The organism is Nordella sp. HKS 07 (genome assembly GCF_011046735.1).
Classification (GTDB): domain Bacteria; phylum Pseudomonadota; class Alphaproteobacteria; order Rhizobiales; family Aestuariivirgaceae; genus Taklimakanibacter.
In genome coordinates this window covers 6,361,389-6,377,728 of record NZ_CP049258.1, presented here as the reverse complement: position 1 = coordinate 6,377,728, position 16,340 = coordinate 6,361,389, and the positions used below count along the sequence as shown (strand labels likewise).

At 63.0% G+C, this 16,340-nt stretch carries 17 protein-coding genes and 1 pseudogene; 14 read left to right on the top strand and 4 right to left on the bottom strand.

What is annotated here, in order from left to right; genetic code table 11:
* Positions 1–4: 4 nt before the first annotated feature.
* A complete protein-coding gene (locus G5V57_RS30210) occupies positions 5–799 on the bottom strand; it encodes an enoyl-CoA hydratase (RefSeq protein WP_165172341.1) in 795 nt (264 codons plus the stop codon).
* Between the two features lie 233 nt (positions 800–1,032).
* On the opposite strand from G5V57_RS30210, the gene cysE reads away from it, so the two are divergent.
* From cysE to G5V57_RS30190, 4 genes are all read left to right on the top strand, one after another.
* Positions 1,033–1,863 (top strand): serine O-acetyltransferase, encoded by an 831-nt coding sequence (gene cysE / locus G5V57_RS30205; RefSeq protein WP_165172339.1) that lies wholly within the window; start codon positions 1,033–1,035, stop codon positions 1,861–1,863.
* Positions 1,864–1,929: 66 nt separating this feature from the next.
* Entirely contained in the window at positions 1,930–2,139 is a 210-nt protein-coding gene (locus G5V57_RS30200; protein ID WP_165172337.1) for a DUF3126 family protein, read from the top strand.
* A 24-nt stretch (positions 2,140–2,163) separates the two neighbouring features.
* Positions 2,164–3,885 carry a SulP family inorganic anion transporter gene (locus tag G5V57_RS30195; protein WP_165172335.1) on the top strand — a complete coding sequence of 574 codons (1,722 nt, stop codon included), beginning with the start codon at positions 2,164–2,166 and terminating at the stop codon, positions 3,883–3,885.
* A 172-nt stretch (positions 3,886–4,057) separates the two neighbouring features.
* Positions 4,058–4,594 (top strand): gamma carbonic anhydrase family protein, encoded by a 537-nt coding sequence (locus G5V57_RS30190; RefSeq protein WP_165172333.1) that lies wholly within the window; start codon positions 4,058–4,060, stop codon positions 4,592–4,594.
* Positions 4,595–4,712: 118 nt separating this feature from the next.
* Here the strand turns inward: G5V57_RS30190 and G5V57_RS30185 are convergent, their stop codons facing one another.
* The 3 genes from G5V57_RS30185 to G5V57_RS30175 form a co-directional block, all read right to left on the bottom strand.
* Complete coding sequence (locus G5V57_RS30185) at positions 4,713–5,360, bottom strand: transglutaminase-like cysteine peptidase (RefSeq protein ID WP_246737422.1); 648 nt, start codon at positions 5,358–5,360, stop codon at positions 4,713–4,715.
* A gap of 359 nt (positions 5,361–5,719) precedes the next feature.
* Positions 5,720–6,286, bottom strand: a complete 567-nt coding sequence (locus tag G5V57_RS30180) for a PilZ domain-containing protein (RefSeq protein ID WP_165172331.1) — start codon at positions 6,284–6,286, stop codon at positions 5,720–5,722.
* A gap of 142 nt (positions 6,287–6,428) precedes the next feature.
* Positions 6,429–7,064, bottom strand: a complete 636-nt coding sequence (locus G5V57_RS30175) for a PAS domain-containing protein (RefSeq protein ID WP_256378620.1) — start codon at positions 7,062–7,064, stop codon at positions 6,429–6,431.
* 54 nt (positions 7,065–7,118) lie between these two features.
* Between G5V57_RS30175 and G5V57_RS30170 the strand changes: the two genes are divergently transcribed.
* The 10 genes and pseudogenes from G5V57_RS30170 (at position 7,119) to G5V57_RS30125 (ending at position 16,335) form a co-directional block, all read left to right on the top strand.
* Complete coding sequence (locus G5V57_RS30170) at positions 7,119–7,850, top strand: rhomboid family intramembrane serine protease (RefSeq protein ID WP_165172327.1); 732 nt, start codon at positions 7,119–7,121, stop codon at positions 7,848–7,850.
* A gap of 40 nt (positions 7,851–7,890) precedes the next feature.
* Positions 7,891–8,325, top strand: a complete 435-nt coding sequence (locus tag G5V57_RS30165; RefSeq protein ID WP_206530119.1) for a CBS domain-containing protein — start codon at positions 7,891–7,893, stop codon at positions 8,323–8,325.
* Positions 8,326–8,361: 36 nt separating this feature from the next.
* Positions 8,362–9,189 carry a helix-turn-helix transcriptional regulator gene (locus G5V57_RS30160; RefSeq protein ID WP_165172323.1) on the top strand — a complete coding sequence of 276 codons (828 nt, stop codon included), beginning with the start codon at positions 8,362–8,364 and terminating at the stop codon, positions 9,187–9,189.
* Positions 9,190–9,440: 251 nt separating this feature from the next.
* The gene (locus tag G5V57_RS30155; RefSeq protein ID WP_165172321.1) at positions 9,441–11,033 is read left to right on the top strand and encodes an ABC transporter substrate-binding protein; all 1,593 of its coding nucleotides are present in this window, start codon (positions 9,441–9,443) and stop codon (positions 11,031–11,033) included.
* 18 nt (positions 11,034–11,051) lie between these two features.
* On the top strand, positions 11,052–12,014 hold the full coding sequence (locus G5V57_RS30150; RefSeq protein ID WP_165172320.1) for an ABC transporter permease: 963 nt from the start codon (positions 11,052–11,054) through the stop codon (positions 12,012–12,014).
* Positions 12,015–12,027: 13 nt separating this feature from the next.
* Positions 12,028–12,888 (top strand): ABC transporter permease, encoded by an 861-nt coding sequence (locus tag G5V57_RS30145; protein WP_165172319.1) that lies wholly within the window; start codon positions 12,028–12,030, stop codon positions 12,886–12,888.
* A complete protein-coding gene (locus G5V57_RS30140) occupies positions 12,885–13,121 on the top strand; it encodes a hypothetical protein (protein WP_165172318.1) in 237 nt (78 codons plus the stop codon). The genes G5V57_RS30145 and G5V57_RS30140 overlap by 4 nt, the downstream gene beginning before the upstream one ends.
* Positions 13,052–14,467 (top strand): annotated as a pseudogene (locus G5V57_RS34670) (oligopeptide/dipeptide ABC transporter ATP-binding protein); the annotation flags it as partial. The gene G5V57_RS30140 and the pseudogene G5V57_RS34670, both read left to right, overlap by 70 nt.
* A gap of 51 nt (positions 14,468–14,518) precedes the next feature.
* Positions 14,519–14,920, top strand: coding sequence for an oligopeptide/dipeptide ABC transporter ATP-binding protein (locus G5V57_RS34665; protein ID WP_371744841.1), 402 nt, complete (start codon positions 14,519–14,521; stop codon positions 14,918–14,920).
* Positions 14,917–16,335, top strand: a complete 1,419-nt coding sequence (locus G5V57_RS30125) for a C69 family dipeptidase (RefSeq protein WP_165172311.1) — start codon at positions 14,917–14,919, stop codon at positions 16,333–16,335. Before G5V57_RS34665 ends, G5V57_RS30125 begins: the two co-directional genes overlap by 4 nt.
* Positions 16,336–16,340 lie beyond the last annotated feature (5 nt).

Below are 16,340 nucleotides of genomic sequence, written 5' to 3'. Positions count from 1 at the left end.
TGAGTCAGCTTCCGGTGAAGCGTGGCTTGCGCTTTTCGAGGAAAGCCTTCTGGCCTTCCGCATAATCGGCGCTGGCGAAGCAGGCGGCCGCCAGGGCATCCAGATCCTCGCTGCCCTGCCGCCGGGCAAGCGCATCGATGGCGCGCTTCGAGGCCTTTAGGGTGAGGGGCGCGTTGTCGGCGATCTCGGCGGCGAGCGCCCGGGTTTCGGCTTCGAGCCGGCCCTTGGGCACGATCCTGTGGACCAGCCCGGCCGCGAGTGCTTCCATGGCGCGGTAGCGGCGCGCCGTGAACAGCATTTCCTTGGCGAAGGCGGGAGACACGGCTTGCAGGAGGTCGGTCAGCCCGTCGAGCGGATAGGCGAGGCCAAGCCGGGCCGGCGGGAGCGCGAAGAGGGCGTCGTCGGCAGCGATCCGCAGATCGCAGGCGAGCGCCAGCGCCAGGCCGCCGCCGATGCAGAAGCCCGAGATCATGGCGATGGCGGGCTTGGCGGTACCGCGCAGGGCTGCGAAGGCCTTGCCGTTCAGCGCCGCATAGTCGCGCGCCAGATCCGGGTTGGCGCGCGTTTCGGCGAATTCGGTGATGTCGGCGCCAGCGGCGAAGGCCTCCGTTCCGGCGCCTCGCAGGACCAGCAGACGGGTCTCGGGATCATTGTCGAGCGCCGCGACCAGTTCCGGCAAAGCGCGCCACATCTCCCGGTTCAGTGCATTGCGGCGATCGGGGCGGTTGAGCATCAGGAAGCCCACAGGGCCGTCGCGCCAGGCTTCGAGATAGGGCGTTGGGGAGGCGATATTCGTCATGGAAGGCGGCTATAGAGCCCTTCTCGCTCTAATTGAAACGTTCCGTTTCAATTAGAGCGAGAAAAAGGGCTCGAAAACATTTATCTTTAGCGCTTCCTTATCGCCAAAGTCGGGCGACTTTGGCGGGAAGCGCTCTAGCCCCAACATTAACGCAATGCTGTTGCTTTTGCGGGAAAGCTCCCCATTTCCCGGGCAGTGGCGTAAGATGGGTCCGGCAATTCATGGAGTATCCGATGGTCCGCCAGTCGACACATCCGCAAAGCGTCGCCAGCCTCGATCCGGTCTGGGACCGCATCTGCGAGGAGGCGCAGGAGGCGGCCAAGAAGGATCCGAGCCTCGGCGGCTTCATTTTCGGCGCCGTGCTGAACCAGCCGCGCTTCGAGGACGCGCTGATGCATCGCCTCGCCCAGCGCATGGCGAATGCGCTCACCGCCGAATTGATCCAGCAGGCCTTCCAGGATGCGCTCGACGCCGATCCCACCATCGGCGAGGCGGCGCGCGCCGACATCGTCGCGGTCTATGAGCGCGATCCCGCCTGCCACCGCTACCTCGAGCCGCTTCTTTATTTCAAAGGCTTCCAGGCGATCCAGACGCATCGCATGGCGCATCAGCTGTGGAAGATGGACCGCCGCGACTTCGCCTATTATCTGCAGAGCCGCTCCTCGGTCGTCTATGGCGTCGACATCCATCCCGCCGCCCGCATCGGCCGCGGCATCTTCGTCGACCACGCCCATGCCATCGTCATCGGCGAGACGGCGGTCGTCGAAGACAATGTCTCGCTCATGCAGGAAGTGACGCTCGGCGGCACCGGCAAGGAATCGGGCGACCGCCATCCCAAGATCCGTCATGGCGTGCTTATCGGCTCAGGCGCCAAGATTCTCGGCAATATCGAGATCGGTCATTGCTCGCGTGTCGCCGCGGGCTCGGTCGTGCTGCATGACGTGCCGCCCAACCGCACGGTCGCCGGCGTTCCGGCCAAAGTCGTCGGCTATGCCGGCTGCGCCGAGCCGGCTCTGGTCATGGATCACCAGCTCAAGGCGGATACGTCGCAGGGGGTAGAATAGGCTTGTCTTGGCTTCGACCGGCGGGGTACAGCTTGGTCTTCCCAGTCAAATCTAAGGACCGCCATCGTGCAACCCGATGAGATAAAGAAGCTCACCCGCTTTCTGAAAGCCAAATTTCAGCTCGCCAATATTGAAGTCCGCAAGCGCCCGCAAAAGAGTGATTCGGCGGAGGTCTATATCGGCGACGAGTTCATCGGCGTGATCTTCCGCGACGATGAGGATGGCGAGCTCTCCTACAATTTCTCCATGGCCATCCTGGATTTCGATCTCGAATAACGAAAAGGTGCGGGGCGGCTCGGAATGACGGACTGGTCGGGAAAATCACCTCTGCCCGCACCGGGGCCGAGCTTTGTTGAGCTGTTCACACCGAAGATCGTCACCGTGCTGCGCGAGCGCTATGGGCTCGTCGATCTGCGCGCCGATCTCCTTGCCGGCCTCACCGTCGCCATCGTCGCCTTGCCGCTGTCGATGGCGATCGCCATCGGCTCGGGCGTAACACCCGACCGCGGACTCTATACCGCCATCGTCGGCGGCTTCCTCGTCTCGCTGCTCGGCGGCAGCCGATTCCAGATCGGCGGTCCCGCCGGCGCCTTCATTGTACTGGTCGCCGCCACCGTCGAGCGCCACGGCGTCGACGGCATGCTGCTCGCCACCGTGATGGCCGGCCTGTTCCTGGTGGCAGCCGGCTATCTCAGGCTCGGCACCTATATCAAATTCATACCCTATCCGGTGACGGTGGGCTTCACCGCCGGCATTGCGGTGATCATCTTCGCGAGCCAGATCCGCGATCTCTTGGGGCTTACGCTCGAGCACGAACCGGGTGCGCTGATCCCCAAGATCGAAGCTTTGTGGGGTGTCCTCGACACGATCAACACTTCCGCGCTGGCGATCGCCGCGCTTGGCATCGTGGTGATGGTCGGCCTCAAGAAATTGCGTCCGCATTGGCCCAATATCCTCATCGCCGTGGTGCTCGCCTCGGTCGCCGTCTATTTCCTGGGCCTGCCCGTCGAGACCATCGGCACGCGCTTCGGCGGCATCCCGTCGACCTTGCCGGCGCCGCAGCTGCCGCCTCTGTCCTTTGAGAAGATCCAGGCGGTGCTGCCCGATGCGGTTGGTTTCGCGCTTCTGGGCGCCATCGAATCCCTGCTCTCGGCGGTGGTCGCTGACGGCATGACCGGCCGGCGCCATCGCTCGAATTGCGAACTGGTGGCGCAGGGTGTGGCCAATATCGGCTCGGGGCTTTTCGGCGGTATCGTCGTGACGGGCACAATCGCGCGCACCGCCACCAATGTCAGGGCAGGGGCGCGGGGCCCCGTCGCCGGCATCCTGCATTCGGCCTTCCTGCTTGTCTTCATGCTCGTCGCAGCACCACTCGCCAGCTACATCCCTCTCGCGGCGCTGGCCGCCGTGCTGGCGGTTGTCGCCTGGAACATGGCGGAGAAACACGCATTCGGCACGCTCATCCGCTCCTCATGGGGCGATGCGGCGATCCTGCTGTCGACCTTCCTGCTCACCATCTTCCGCGATCTGACGGAAGGCATCGTCGTCGGCTCGGCGATCGGCGCCTTCATCTTCATCAACCGTATGGCACATATGACGCGCGTCGAGCATGGGCCGCTCGCCGCCGATGACCGCGCCGACGACAGCAATGGCGGGCGCACGCCTTACGACGCCGAACTCGCCAGCGACCCGGAGGTCGTCGTCTACCGGATCAGCGGCGCCTTCTTCTTCGGCGCCGCCTCCGCCGTGGGCACGGTGCTCGAGCGCATCGCCGACCAGCACAAGGGGTTCGTGCTCGATTTCTCGGCCGTGCCCTTCCTCGATTCGACCGGCGCCAATGTGATTGCCGGGGTGGTGCGCAAGGCCCGCCACCATGGCGTGAAGGTCTATCTGACCGGGGCTTCCTTCGATGTGCGCAAGGAGCTGATGAAACACGAGGTGAAGGCACCGGATGTCATGTTCCTGCCGCAGATCGAGGATGCCGTCGAGGCGGTGCGCCGGCTTGGCGCCACACCCACTTAGATCAAGCCGGGACCTTTCTATCCAGGTGGGGCAAACAGCTCAAAGAGCAAATGGTTTGGAGCGCTCCTTGTCACCAAAATCGAGCAGCTTTGGGGAAGCGCTCTGTGACGCTGGCGCGGCGCCATGGGCTCTGTATAGTCCAAGAAAAGCCATGGACTGAGAGGGAAGGCGCATGACGGTCTATTCGCTCGACGGTGTTACGCCGGAGCTTCCGCCCGAGAACGACTATTGGATCGCGCCGAACGCGGTCGTCATCGGCAAGGTGAAGCTCGAGCGCAATGCCGGCATCTGGTTCGGGGCGGTGCTGCGCGGCGACAACGAGCTGATCCTGATCGGCGAGGGCAGCAACATCCAGGATGGCTGCGTGCTTCATACTGACATGGGGGCGCCATTGACCGTCGGGCGCAACTGTACCATCGGGCATAAGGCGATCCTGCATGGCTGCTCAATCGGCGACAACACGCTGATCGGCATGGGGGCGACCATCCTCAACCACGCCAAGATCGGTCGCAACTGCCTGATCGGCGCCAATGCGCTGATCGCGGAGGGCAAGGCAATCCCCGACAATTCGCTTGTCATGGGGGCGCCTGGCAAAGTGGTGCGCGAGGTTTCAACCGAAATGGCCGAGCAGCTCACGCTCTCGGCCAAGAATTATGTGAAGAACTGGCGGCGCTTCACTGCCGGTTTGCGCGAAATCCCGAGCGACTGATCGATCTGGAAATAGTGGAGCCGGCTCTGGGTGGGACAGAGCCGGCTCCCTTTGACCCGGTCTGGTGGGGGATGGGGAGGGGGACGCCGACCGGGCCTAGCTCCCAATATTCATCGGGCTATTTCCTCGCAGCTCCGGCCGCGACAGCGCCGACATGGGCCGGCGGCTTTTTGGTCAGCGACACCCACTGGCGCGGATCCTCCGGCGACTGACGCTTTAGATAGGTGTAGCCGGTGTTGTTCCAGCGCAGCACCTCGTTGCGGCGGTTGTCGAGAACGAAGTCGCCCTTGTCGGTGGTGACGGTCAACACGGCGTGGCCTTGTTGTTTCTCGTCCAGAACAACGGTGATCAGCAGGGCTTCCGAGGGAAAGCCCAGGCCTTCGAGGTAGCGCTTCTTGAGCAGCAGATAGTCCTCGCAGTCGCCGGCATCGGTCGGGAAAGTCCAATATTCCGGCTTTCCGTAGAGTTCGTCGTCGCTCACCGGCGCAATCTTGCCGTTCACGAATGTGTTGACCTGATAGACCAGGTTCCAGCGCTCCGGCGACAAAGCGAGATGCACCGCCTTGCCACCAAGCGCGCGGCATTCCTTCGGCTCACGCGCGCACATCTCGACATAGCCGATCGGCGGCAGAGCCTTGCCGTATACGGTCTGGAATTGTCCTTTGTTGGGATCGACCCGGACCTGGTCTGCATCGACGGCGTAAGCCGCCTGGATCATGCAGGCCAATCCGAGCGCAACTCCCCCGAGTCTTGCAAAGATGGTCATTGTTGACGTCCATTCCCCTTATCGTTGGACGTCACAGTATCGCGAAGGCTTTGCGATCGCGTTCAGTTTATCAATGTAAGTCTCTGAAAACTTGTAACAATTTAGAAAGGCTGAGAGTCGGGACTATTAACCAAGGAAGGCCAAGCTTCCTTAAGCATGGCAGGACCGGCGATCCGCAGCGCAGTGTCAAGGATGTCTCCGAACGCGTGTCCAGGATGTCTCCGAACGCCATAGCGGCGCGGAATGAGGCCAGCGATGCGCACAATCGCTAAAGTATTATGAGACTATGCCGCCCACTACCCTCACCGTGAGGCGCCCGCCGAAGGCTGGCCTCGAAGGGTCTAGAATATAGGCGCGCTCTAACGCATCTGAGCGGAAAGCTGGCTGGTGTTCAACGGCTTGAGGAATTCAATGGCGATGCCTTGCTCGACATAGCGTACGATGCGGCCACGCATCTTTCCCAGCATCAGATGCGTGCCGAGGCTCGGCATGACGTCGACCTTGACGGCCGCTCCCGACAAGGAAATATCAAGGATCTCACAGGGATAGACCCGGCCATCGGGCAAGGTGATATGCGACTGGGTGTTTTCCGGCGCATGGCGGGCGTGACGGCGCAGATCGGTGCCGGCGGTCGTGTTCTTGGTGGCGCGGCCGGCGAGGCGGGATGCAAAACGCTCGCGGCGCTGGCCCTTGTGGGAAAAATGAATGCGGAAACCGCCTGGGACGGTTTCGCCGCTTACCCCTTCGACCCGGCCGATCTCATCGATATAGGCGACGATCTGGGTACCTGCTTCCGGCGCCGCGGCCGTCGAGAACAGAGCGCCATCGACGGTCAGATCATTGACCTGGCAGGGATATTCGCTCGTGTCGGGAAGCATGAAACGGCCGAACAGCACGGTCGGTCCAGCCGGCTCGTCGGCAGACATAAATCTCGCGCCCGTCGCGATTGTTGCAGTCACGGCCGGAATTGCCTCTCACTTTGCCATGGGGCTGTGCTCTTTTGGGATACGCTAGCACCGGCAGATTAGCGAAGGCCTAAAAAAGTGCGGTTAAGGAGAGCTAAAAGAACTAATTCCCGGAGCGGCCGCCGTTAATGATCTGGAAGGCTTGTGGTAAATTTGCGCGGATCGACGGCCCGGGGGTGATGTCGCGAGCGCCGGGGACCGGCTCGGTCCAGATGGAGCGGGCGGCGGAAAGCTCGAATGTGGTTACCTGATCGTGGCGCGGCCAGTTGGCCTCGCGGAACGGCATGACTACCCCGAACACATAGGTCGCGCCATTATTGCGGGCGCGCAAGGGTGTGCCGACGAGTTCCGCCGCAACGGTCATTCCCTTGGCGGAATTCAGACGGAAGCGCAGGACGAAAGGCTGATGCTCGTCGACGACGCTGTCGAGGAGGCGGGCCACAGTCTCGCGCTCGAACCTGTCGCCCTGGGCCAGCGCCGGCATGCCGGTCAGTTCCATGCCCCACAGCTCACAGACCTTGGTGCCGGCCAGGCGCCAGGCATAGCCGCGGCTGGGTGTGCGCTCGATCATGAACAGGAAAGGCACAAGGCTGCGGATCTTCTGGAGGTCAAGCCAATCGCGCGGCGGCGCCGACATTTCGCCACGCACCGCCTCCCAATAACGGAACAAGGCGCGGCTGCCTGGGTGGAGGATTTCTTCTGGGGTTGCCGGGGCCTTAATGGTATCAGTGCTCTGCATGTATACGCCGCTGTGTATCAGGGGTGGACGATTGACGAAGAGAGTGCAGGTACCGTGCCACAATTGACGAATGGAGCCGGCGGCGGCGGTCCGCGCCAGGCCGGTATCGATAGGAAATTACGCAGCGGCAGTGGACCGGTCGTCAACGCCCCACCCGTGGTTCTCGTCACAATCGGCATTCTCATCGCCATCCATGTCGCCATCCTGCTGGGCGGCCACGATTGGCAAATCTGGACGCTTTATGCCTTCGCGCTCATCCCGGCGCGCTTCCAGGGACCTGGCGCCATCGCGATGATCGAGGGCTCGCAATATTGGAGCCTCGTCACTTACGCCTTCCTGCATGAGGGCTGGCTGCATGTCCTTTTCAACTCGCTCTGGCTCCTGGTTTTCGGCACACCGGTTGCCCGCCAGCTCGGCACGCTGCGCTTTCTGCTGATCGCGCTCGTCTCGGCATTGGGCGGTGCATTTGCCATGCTTATCCTCTTCTGGGGGACGCCGATCATCGCGGTCGGCGCCTCGGCCGCCGTCTCGGGGCTGCTCGCGGCGGCCATCCCGATCATGTTCGGCGGTGCCTACGGGCCGCTGAGCTTCCGCGAATTCCTGCGCGACCGACGCGCCATCATCTTCTTGGTGGTGTTCCTGGTGATGACGCTGGCCAGCAGCGTTCAATGGCTGCCGGGCTTCGCCGACGGCGCCCGCATTGCCTGGGAAGCGCATCTCGGCGGTTTCGTCGCCGGACTCTTCACTTACTTCGTCATCAGCCGGGAAGGGGTGCGCCGCGCCTGAGTTCATGTTAGACTGACGAACAGCGAAGCAGGAGGTGTGCATGACCGTTGCGCAAATTCTCAACGCCAAAGGCCGCGCTGTTGTGACTGCCGCGCCCGGTGACACGGTGCTTGTGGTAGCCCGGGTACTTTCCGAGAAGAAAATTGGCGCTGTCGTCGTCGTCGATGCGCAGGGACGCATCGGGGGTATCGTCTCCGAGCGCGATATCGTACGTGCCGTCGCAGCTGGCGGCGCCGAGGCCTTGAACAAGTCGGTCAAGGAATTCATGACCTCCACGGTGAAGACCTGCGCGCCGCGCGACACCGAAGCCGAGCTCATGTCGCTGATGACCGAGCACCGGGTGCGCCATTTGCCGGTGGTGGAAGGCGGCAAGCTCGGCGGCATGATCTCGATCGGCGATGTGGTGAAACATCGCATCGAGGCGATCGAGCGTGAAGCCGAGGAAATGAAGAGCTATATCGCTTCTTCGGGTTAGTGGTCCGTCAGGTAAGGCAAAAGCCAGAGTCAACTCATGGAGGGAGAGGATTTTTGCCGCAACCTGGCGTTGCTGTGCAGTTATGAGAAGTCGATCGCGGAAGTCTGCCGCCGTCTCGATGTCAATCGCCAGCAGTTCAACAAATATCTCGCCGGCGCCGTGTTCCCTTCACGCAACAATCTGAGACTGATCTGCGATTTTTTTGGCGTGCTCGATTCCGAAATCCTGCTGCCGCATGCGAATTTCGCGGAGATCGTCAAGCTCAAGCCGCGCAACTCGAATGCGCTGCCGGTGCTGACGCCGGCGGGTCAGACGCTGCGCCGGCTGGAAGCACAGTCGGAGCAGATCCCAGACCGCTATCTCGGCTATTACTTCCGATATTATTACTCCTTCGCCTTTCCGGGCTACATCACCAAGTCGCTGGTGCGCATCTACCGCAAGAATCGGGTCTGCTACTGGAAGAACATCGAGATCATCCGGCGGCGTGACCGCAGCGAGCAGACCGAGGCCATCTTCAAGTATCTTGGCCTCGTCACCTTCATTCTCGACCGGTTTTTCGTTCTCGAGGAGGAGGTCATCCTCAAGAACTCGGTCACCCAGACGATCCTCTATCCGAACCATTCCAGCCGCATTCACCAGCTCATCGGTATCCAGACGGCGACGTCCAATCTCAACCGGCGCACGCCCGCATCCTCGCGTGTTCTGCTCGAATTCATCTCATCCAGTATCGATGTGCGCCGCGCGCTCAGCTGCTGCGGCCAGATCCCGGAGCACGACAAGGAGATCAGGCCCGATATCGAATTGCGTATCAGCAACAAGATGGCGCGCGGTGAAAAGGTGCTCGGGGCTTGGGTGGATGTCTGACCTTCTCTCTGTGACGCTTTGAGTGCGTCATAATGCGAAAGGTTTGGGACAAGCAGCGAAATGGCCCTCCCGCCACTTTTGGCACATCTTCATTGCGGGGGTGAGCAGGGGAGACGGACAAGAAAATACAACGCGACCGTTCGCGGCTCTCTCGCAGTCTGCGCGGCTTCCTTCGTATGATTCCACCAGGAAAACACCATCACGGCCTGCACCGGCTCGACCGGAAGCCCGGCCATCTAGGGAGACTTTCGATGATCACTCGTAGACATCTGCTGTTGTCCGCCGCGGCTCTCGCGGCCGCCCGTCCATTCGGCGCCAGTGTCGCCTGGGCGGAGGGCAACGTCCTGCGTTTCGGCCCGCAGCTCGATCCCGGCACGCTCGACACGCTCACCAATGTCTATGACTATCCGTTCCCACCTTTCAGCACCGTCTATGAGGGCCTCACCAGCTACCTTCCGGGCAGCGAATGGAAACCGGTCAACCGGCTCGCGGAGACGCTTGAGCTTTCGGCCGACGGAAAGTCGATCAGCTTCAAGCTCAGAGAAGGCATCCAGTTCCACAAGGGATATGGCGAGCTGACGGCCGAGGACGTGAAATATTCCTTCGACCGCGCCACCGGCAAGGTGAAGCTCTATCCCGATGCCGGGGAGGGCGACGTCTCCTATTATGGCGGCGACTTCGGCAGCTACAAAGAAGTGCAGGTCACCGGCAAATATACCGGCGTGATCGTCTTCGAAAAGCCCTTCGCGCCGATGCTGCGTCTGACGCTGCCCTATGCGACGAGCGGCCTCATCGTGTCGAAGAAGGCGGTCGAGACACTCGGCAAGGAGGGCTGGCTCAAGGGCCCGGTCGGCACCGGGCCTTATGAAGTGGTGAGCTATACGCCGAACAAGGAGCTCGTGATGAAGCGCTTCGCCGATTACAGCGGCGCTGCGGGCGGGGACGCGAAAACCTATCCGTGGGAGGAGATCAGAGTCTCGCTTGTCAATTCGAGCAGCGCGCCAACGGGAGCGGCGCTCACAGCGGGCGTTGAAAGCGGCGATTTCGATTTCACCTATAATGTCTCGCCGCTCGACGCCCTGCGGCTGCAGAACAATGACGCGGTGAAGGCCCATGTGCTGCAACAGCCGATGAGCTACAATTTCCTCCAGCTCAACGTGCTGCATCCGAAACTCGAGAACCCAAAGGTCCGCGAGGCCATTCGCTATCTCATCGATGTGCCGGCGCTCATCCAGGCCCAGGATCTCGACGTGGCGACGAGGCTCAATGCGCTGATCGCGCCGCAAATGGGCGTGGGCTACTGGCCGGAGGCACCCGTCTATGCGCGCGATGTCGAGAAGGCGAAGGCGCTCCTCGCGGAGGCAGGCGTTTCGGGGCTCGAACTCGATCTGTCGACACCGGCCGGCGGCCAAGCGACCGCCGCCACCGTCATGCAGGTGATCCAGGCCAATCTCGCCGAAGGCGGCATCAAGGTGAATGTCCTGCTGACGCCGCCCGACACTTACATCAAGGACAAGGCGGTGGGCCAGCTGTCCTGGAGCAACTATGGCGGCGCGCCGGATCCCTTCTATCAGTTCGAATGGTTCACCTGCGACCAGTTTGGCCTGTGGAACTGGGCCTTCGCCTGCAATGCCGACTACGACAGACTGCATGAGGAACTCGCCGCCGAGAGCGACGAGGCCAAGCGCACCGAGATCGCGGTCAAGATGCAGAAGCTGATGGACGAGTCGCTCGGCTATATCTGGGTCAATCACCAAGTGGCCTGCGCGGTCACGGCGGCCAATGTCGAAGCCGCCTTCGACCCGAACGGCAATCCCTATCTGCAATATTTCAAGCGGGTGTGAGCCGGCGGAGTCTGTGGCGTGGCGGGGTATCTGCTCAAGCGACTGGGAGGCGCCGTCGTCGTTCTGTTCCTGACGGCGCTCCTCCTTGCGGCCGCCGTGCATATCGTGCCGGGCGATCCGGCGCGCGCGGTGCTTGGCGCCCACGCCACACCGGAGCTCATCGCGCAGATGCGCGCCAAGATGGGGCTGGACAGACCGGTGGTCGAGCAGCTGTGGGATTTCTTCTCGCGGCTCATCCGCGGCGATCTCGGCACCGATTTCGTCGGCGGTACGCCGGTGACCACTCTCATCGCTCAGGTGCTTCCCGATACATTGGCGCTGGCGCTCGCCAGCATGATCCTCGCGGTGGCGGGCGGTATCCCGCTCGGCATCGCGGTGTCGCGGCGGCCGGGCGGAGTGCTCGACCGGCTGACCCATGCCCTGTCGATGATCTTCGTCAGCGCGCCGGTATATGTGACTTCGCTCATCCTGCTGCTTATCTTCGCCGTGAAGCTGCGTTTTCTGCCGGCGGTGGGTGCCGGGCAATTCTCCGATCCCGGCAACTACCTCCTGCGCCTCATCCTGCCGGCGACCGCGCTCGCGGTGTTCTGGTGGGGATACCTGCCGCGCATCCTGCGCGCCACCATGCTCGACGTGCTAGGCTCGCAATATATCCGTAGCGCCCGCGCCTTCGGCTTCCGCGAGAATGTCATCTTCTATCGCTATGCGCTGCGCAACGCGGTGCTGCCGATTATCGCCTTGTTCGGCCTTATGGTCGGCTACAGCCTCACCGGCACCGTCTTCGCCGAGACGGTCTTCGGTCGCTCGGGACTGGGGACCCTGGCGTTGTCGGCGATCGACCAGCGCAACTGGCCGGTCATTCGCGGTGTCGTCTTCACCTACGCGCTGTTCTTCATCATTGCCAATATCCTGGCCGATCTTTCCTACCGCGTGCTCGATCCGCGGGTGCGGCTCAGCGAAGAGTTCGAGACCGGTGTCTGAGATGAGCCAAATCATGATGCGGATCCTGGGCCGGCCCACCGGTCTGATCGGCCTCGTCATCATCTTCGCGACACTGCTCGTCGCGGTCGCCGCGCCATGGCTCGCCCCCTATGATCCGGCCGCCATCGCGATGGCCAAGCGCTTCGCCGCTCCCTCGGCGGAGCATTGGCTGGGGACTGATCATCTTGGCCGCGACAACCTCTCGCGCGTGATCTTCGGCACCAGGCTGGCTCTCACCATCGCCTTCCCCGCCGTGCTCTCAGCCTTCACGGCCGGTCTTCTCCTCGGGCTGGTGGCCGGCTATGTCGGCGGTCTCGTCGATCGCGTGCTGACCGTCATCGCCGATACGTTCCTGTCCTTTCCGTCGGTGATCCTGGGCCTGGCGCTCCTGACCCTCGTGGGCCAGTCGATCCTCAACACGACGCTGGTCATCGCGCTCTCGCTCTTTCCCTATTATCTGCGGCTGGCGCGCGGGCTGGCGCTTTCGACCAGGCACCAACCCTATATCAAGGCGGAGCGCTCGCTCGGTGCCGGCCGCGGCCGCATCATGTTCTTGCATATCCTGCCGAACATGCTGCCGCCGCTATTGGTCGTCGTCGCCATGGACATACCGAGCGCCATTGTCATCGAGGCGGGGCTGGCCTTCCTGGGTCTCGGCGTGCCGCCGCCCGCGCCCGATTGGGGCGTGCTCCTCAATGAAGGCTTCGTGTATGTCGCGATCTCGGTATGGCCGCTTCTGGGTCCGCTGATGGCGATCATCTTCGTCACCACCGGCTTCACGCTCCTGGGCGAGACCTTCCGCGACATCGCCGATCCGCGCCTGGCAGGGCTCGGCCGGCGGCCGGGCCGATTCCTGATGAGACGCGCCCGATGAGCGATCAGACACTGCTTGCGGTAAAGGGCCTCGACGTCTCCTATCATCTCGATGACGACGTCTTCGCGGCGCTGCGCGATATCGGGCTCACTGTCCGGCCCGGCGAGATCGTCGGTGTGGTGGGCGAGTCGGGCTGCGGGAGTCGACGCTCGCCGCCGCACTTTTGCGGCTCCTGCCACACAATGCCGAGATTGATCGCGGCGAGGCCGCGCTCAAGGGCCGGGATATCCTGAAGCTCGGCGAGGAGGAGCTGCGGCGGATGCGCGGGCGCGACATCGCGATGATCTTCCAGGACCCGATGCAGAGCCTCAACCCGACCTTCCGCATCGGCTCGCAGATGGCCGAGGCCTGGCGCTCGCATCAGGACAGGGGCGACTTTCATGCGCATGCGGTGAAGGCGCTGGCGGGTGTCGGCATTCCCGACGCGGCGGAGCGCATGGCGTCCTTTCCGCACGAATTCTCGGGCGGCATGCGGCAACGCATCTCCATCGCGACGACGCTGCTGCTCGAGCCCGCGATCCTCGTCGCCGATGAGCCGACATCGGCGCTCGACGTCACTCTCGAGGCGCAGATCCTCGAGCTTCTCAAACAATTGCGCGAGAAGCACGGCACGGCCATCGTCTTCGTCTCGCATGATCTCGGTACCGTGGCGCAGCTCTGTGACCGTGTCGTCGTCATGTATGCCGGCCGGGTCGTCGAGGAGAACGATGCCGTCACGCTGTTCGACAATCCGGCGCATCCCTATACGCGCGCGCTCGTCGACTGCGTGCCCTCGCGCTATCGCCGCGGCATGGCGCTCGCCACTATACCGGGCCGGGTGCCGAGCCTGTCGGCACTGCCGTCAGGTTGCTCTTTCGCCGAACGCTGCGCCATGGCGCGCGAAATCTGTCGTGAAGAGGCGCCGGGCCTTGTCGCGCAGTCGGGCGGCGCGGTGCGCTGCCATATTCATGATCCGGCCCGGGCCGAAGCCTGGCGCGTGCCGGGTCGGCCGGCTGAGGCGGCCATCGCGGTGCCGCTGACCGAGGTGCGTGTCAGGGAGCCCGAGCGCGAGGCGCTCATCGAGGTGCGAGATCTGCGCAAGCATTTCGGCGAGGCTTCAGGCTTTGCCGCCAGGCTCCTGTCGCCCAGGCGCAACCCGGTGCGCGCGATCGACGGGATCAATCTTACCTTGAGACGTGGCGAAGTGCTGGGCCTTGTCGGCGAATCCGGTTCCGGCAAGACGACGCTCGGCGAGGTGATGCTGAGACTTCAGGCCGCAACCAGCGGTGACATCACGTTCGCCGGCAAAGACCTGCGCCGGATAGAAGAGAAGGAGTTCCGGCGCAGGGTGTAGATGATCTTCCAGGATCCGCATTCGAGCCTGTCGCCGCGCCAGCGCGTGGCATCCTTGCTGACCGAGCCTTACCGTATCCACGGCGTCCCTGAAACCGAGCAGCAGAGCGTCGATGAGCTTCTGGCGATGGTGGGACTCTCCGCCGATCTCGCCGCGAAATTCCCCCATCAGCTGTCGGGCGGGCAGGCGCGCCGTGTCGGTATCGCCCGGGCGCTGGCGCTCGAGCCCGATTTCATCGTGGCGGATGAACCCACCGCCGGTCTCGACGTCTCGGCGGCGTCGGCGATCCTCAATCTGATGCGCGAGCTTCAGCAGGAGCTTGGCCTCACCTTCCTTATCATCACCCACAATATCAATCTGATCGCCTATATGGCGCATCGTATCGCGGTGATGTATCTGGGCCAGATCGTCGAGATCGGTCCCACAGAGACCGTCTTCGACCGCCCGGCGCATCCCTACAGCGCGAGCCTCCTGTCGCTCAGCTCACAGATCGATGCGCGGGACAGGAAACGTGGCCGGCTTCTGGTGCCGGGCGAGATCCCAAGTCCGCGCAACCCGCCGCCCGGCTGCCGGTTCCATACCAGATGCGCGCATGCCACAGAGCGTTGCCGCACCGAAGCCCCCCGTCTAGAGACCGCCGGCGAGAGCCATGAGGTCGCCTGCCATCTCTGGCGGCAAATTCCACAGGAGAAGTCATGAGCTACGCCCTCTATATCGGAAAGAACCATACCTTGGACGGCGTGCCTTATCTTGCGGGCTATGGCGATGAACCCTCGAGTCACTGGCTGGAGATCGTGCCGCGCCGGAAGCATGTGGCCGATGCCACCGTCACTGTGGGGGTTACGGCGGAATCGGATTTTCCCGGCGCGCTCTCGCATATCCCGCAAGCTGGCGAGACGGCGCGCCATATCAGGGTCAGCTACAGCTATTTCCGCGGCGTGCCGGCGCCGCTCACCAATGGTGGCCTTAACGAATATGGCGTGGCGGTGCGCGACGTATGGTCGGCGTCGCGGGCGGAGCTCAACGCCATGACGCCCAAGACCCAGAGCGGACCCAACTACAGCGATCTGGCGCGGCTCGTGCTGGAGCGGGCGAAGAGCGCCCGCGAGGGCGTCGAGTTGATCGGTGAGCTTATCGCGCGATATGGCCATTCGACCTACGGCGGCAACTCGCATCTGATTGCCGATGCGGAGGAGGGCTGGGTGGTCATCCAGTTCTCGGGCGGCCAGGGCCTGTGGGCGGCCGAGCGTCTGGGCCCCGACAGTATCCGCGCGTCGAGGCCCGGCTATATCGGCGACATCCCGTTCAAGGCGAAGCATCCGGACTTCCTCTATTCGCCCAATCTCATCTCCTTCGCGGCAGAGCAGGGCTGGTTCGATCCCGAGAAGAGCGACACCTTCAATGCCAACACGATCTATGGCGATGGACTCCACCGCTGGGCCGGCGTCACCTGGATCGAAGACGAAATGAAAGCGAGGGCGAAGCGGCCGGCCAAGATCGGCTTCGAAGATATCGTCTGGGCGATGCGCACACCGTTATTGACCGGCGACACCGCGGGCTACGGCCAGATCGTGCCGCTCGCGCAGCCGCGACATGACGATCTGCGCGTCTTGTGGCACACGCAGATCGGCTCGCTCGCCGCGCCCTTCGTGCCCGTCTATATGGGCGTCGCCGACGTGCCCGACGAATACCGGATGCATCGCTATCTTACCGCCGGCGAATCATCGCGCTTCGTCGATATGCGCAAGCCCGACCAGGTCTCGCTCGTGCTGCAACAGATCGAAGCGACGCGCTCCGCAGCACAGGTCTTCAAGCGGCTGCTCTATGTGATGCTGCAACAGGAGACCTATCTGCCGGAAGTCACCGCGGTATGGGAAGGCGTCGAGCGGAGACTGATGGTGTTGCATGAGAGCGTCAGCGAGGCGGCGGGCACTCTCATTGCTTCGGGCAAGAGGGAGCTCAGCGCGGATTATCTCACCTACTTCACCCAGACGGAGCTCATAAACGCGCTCAACCTCGCTGAGACCCTGGCCGATGCGCTGGAAGCGCGAACACGCGCACTCAACAGTTTCAAGCCCTTGCCGGTGCCGAAACAGGTCGAGCAGATCTGGTAGGGTTT

Bases quoted from the DNA above. Each gene is read 5' to 3' on its own strand.
- G5V57_RS30175 (WP_256378620.1), bottom strand. From the start codon at position 7,064: ATGCAGAGCACTGATACCATTAAGGCCCCGGCAACCCCAGAAGAAATC.
- G5V57_RS30155 (WP_165172321.1), top strand. From the start codon at position 9,441: ATGATCACTCGTAGACATCTGCTGTTGTCCGCCGCGGCTCTCGCGGCC.
- G5V57_RS30160 (WP_165172323.1), top strand. From the start codon at position 8,362: ATGGAGGGAGAGGATTTTTGCCGCAACCTGGCGTTGCTGTGCAGTTAT.
- G5V57_RS30140 (WP_165172318.1), top strand. From the start codon at position 12,885: ATGAGCGATCAGACACTGCTTGCGGTAAAGGGCCTCGACGTCTCCTAT.
- cysE (WP_165172339.1), top strand. From the start codon at position 1,033: ATGGTCCGCCAGTCGACACATCCGCAAAGCGTCGCCAGCCTCGATCCG.
- G5V57_RS34665 (WP_371744841.1), top strand. From the start codon at position 14,519: ATGCGCGAGCTTCAGCAGGAGCTTGGCCTCACCTTCCTTATCATCACC.
- G5V57_RS30195 (WP_165172335.1), top strand. From the start codon at position 2,164: ATGACGGACTGGTCGGGAAAATCACCTCTGCCCGCACCGGGGCCGAGC.
- G5V57_RS30125 (WP_165172311.1), top strand. From the start codon at position 14,917: ATGAGCTACGCCCTCTATATCGGAAAGAACCATACCTTGGACGGCGTG.
- G5V57_RS30165 (WP_206530119.1), top strand. From the start codon at position 7,891: ATGACCGTTGCGCAAATTCTCAACGCCAAAGGCCGCGCTGTTGTGACT.
- G5V57_RS30145 (WP_165172319.1), top strand. From the start codon at position 12,028: ATGATGCGGATCCTGGGCCGGCCCACCGGTCTGATCGGCCTCGTCATC.
- G5V57_RS30185 (WP_246737422.1), bottom strand. From the start codon at position 5,360: ATGACCATCTTTGCAAGACTCGGGGGAGTTGCGCTCGGATTGGCCTGC.
- G5V57_RS30210 (WP_165172341.1), bottom strand. From the start codon at position 799: ATGACGAATATCGCCTCCCCAACGCCCTATCTCGAAGCCTGGCGCGAC.
- G5V57_RS30190 (WP_165172333.1), top strand. From the start codon at position 4,058: ATGACGGTCTATTCGCTCGACGGTGTTACGCCGGAGCTTCCGCCCGAG.
- G5V57_RS30180 (WP_165172331.1), bottom strand. From the start codon at position 6,286: ATGTCTGCCGACGAGCCGGCTGGACCGACCGTGCTGTTCGGCCGTTTC.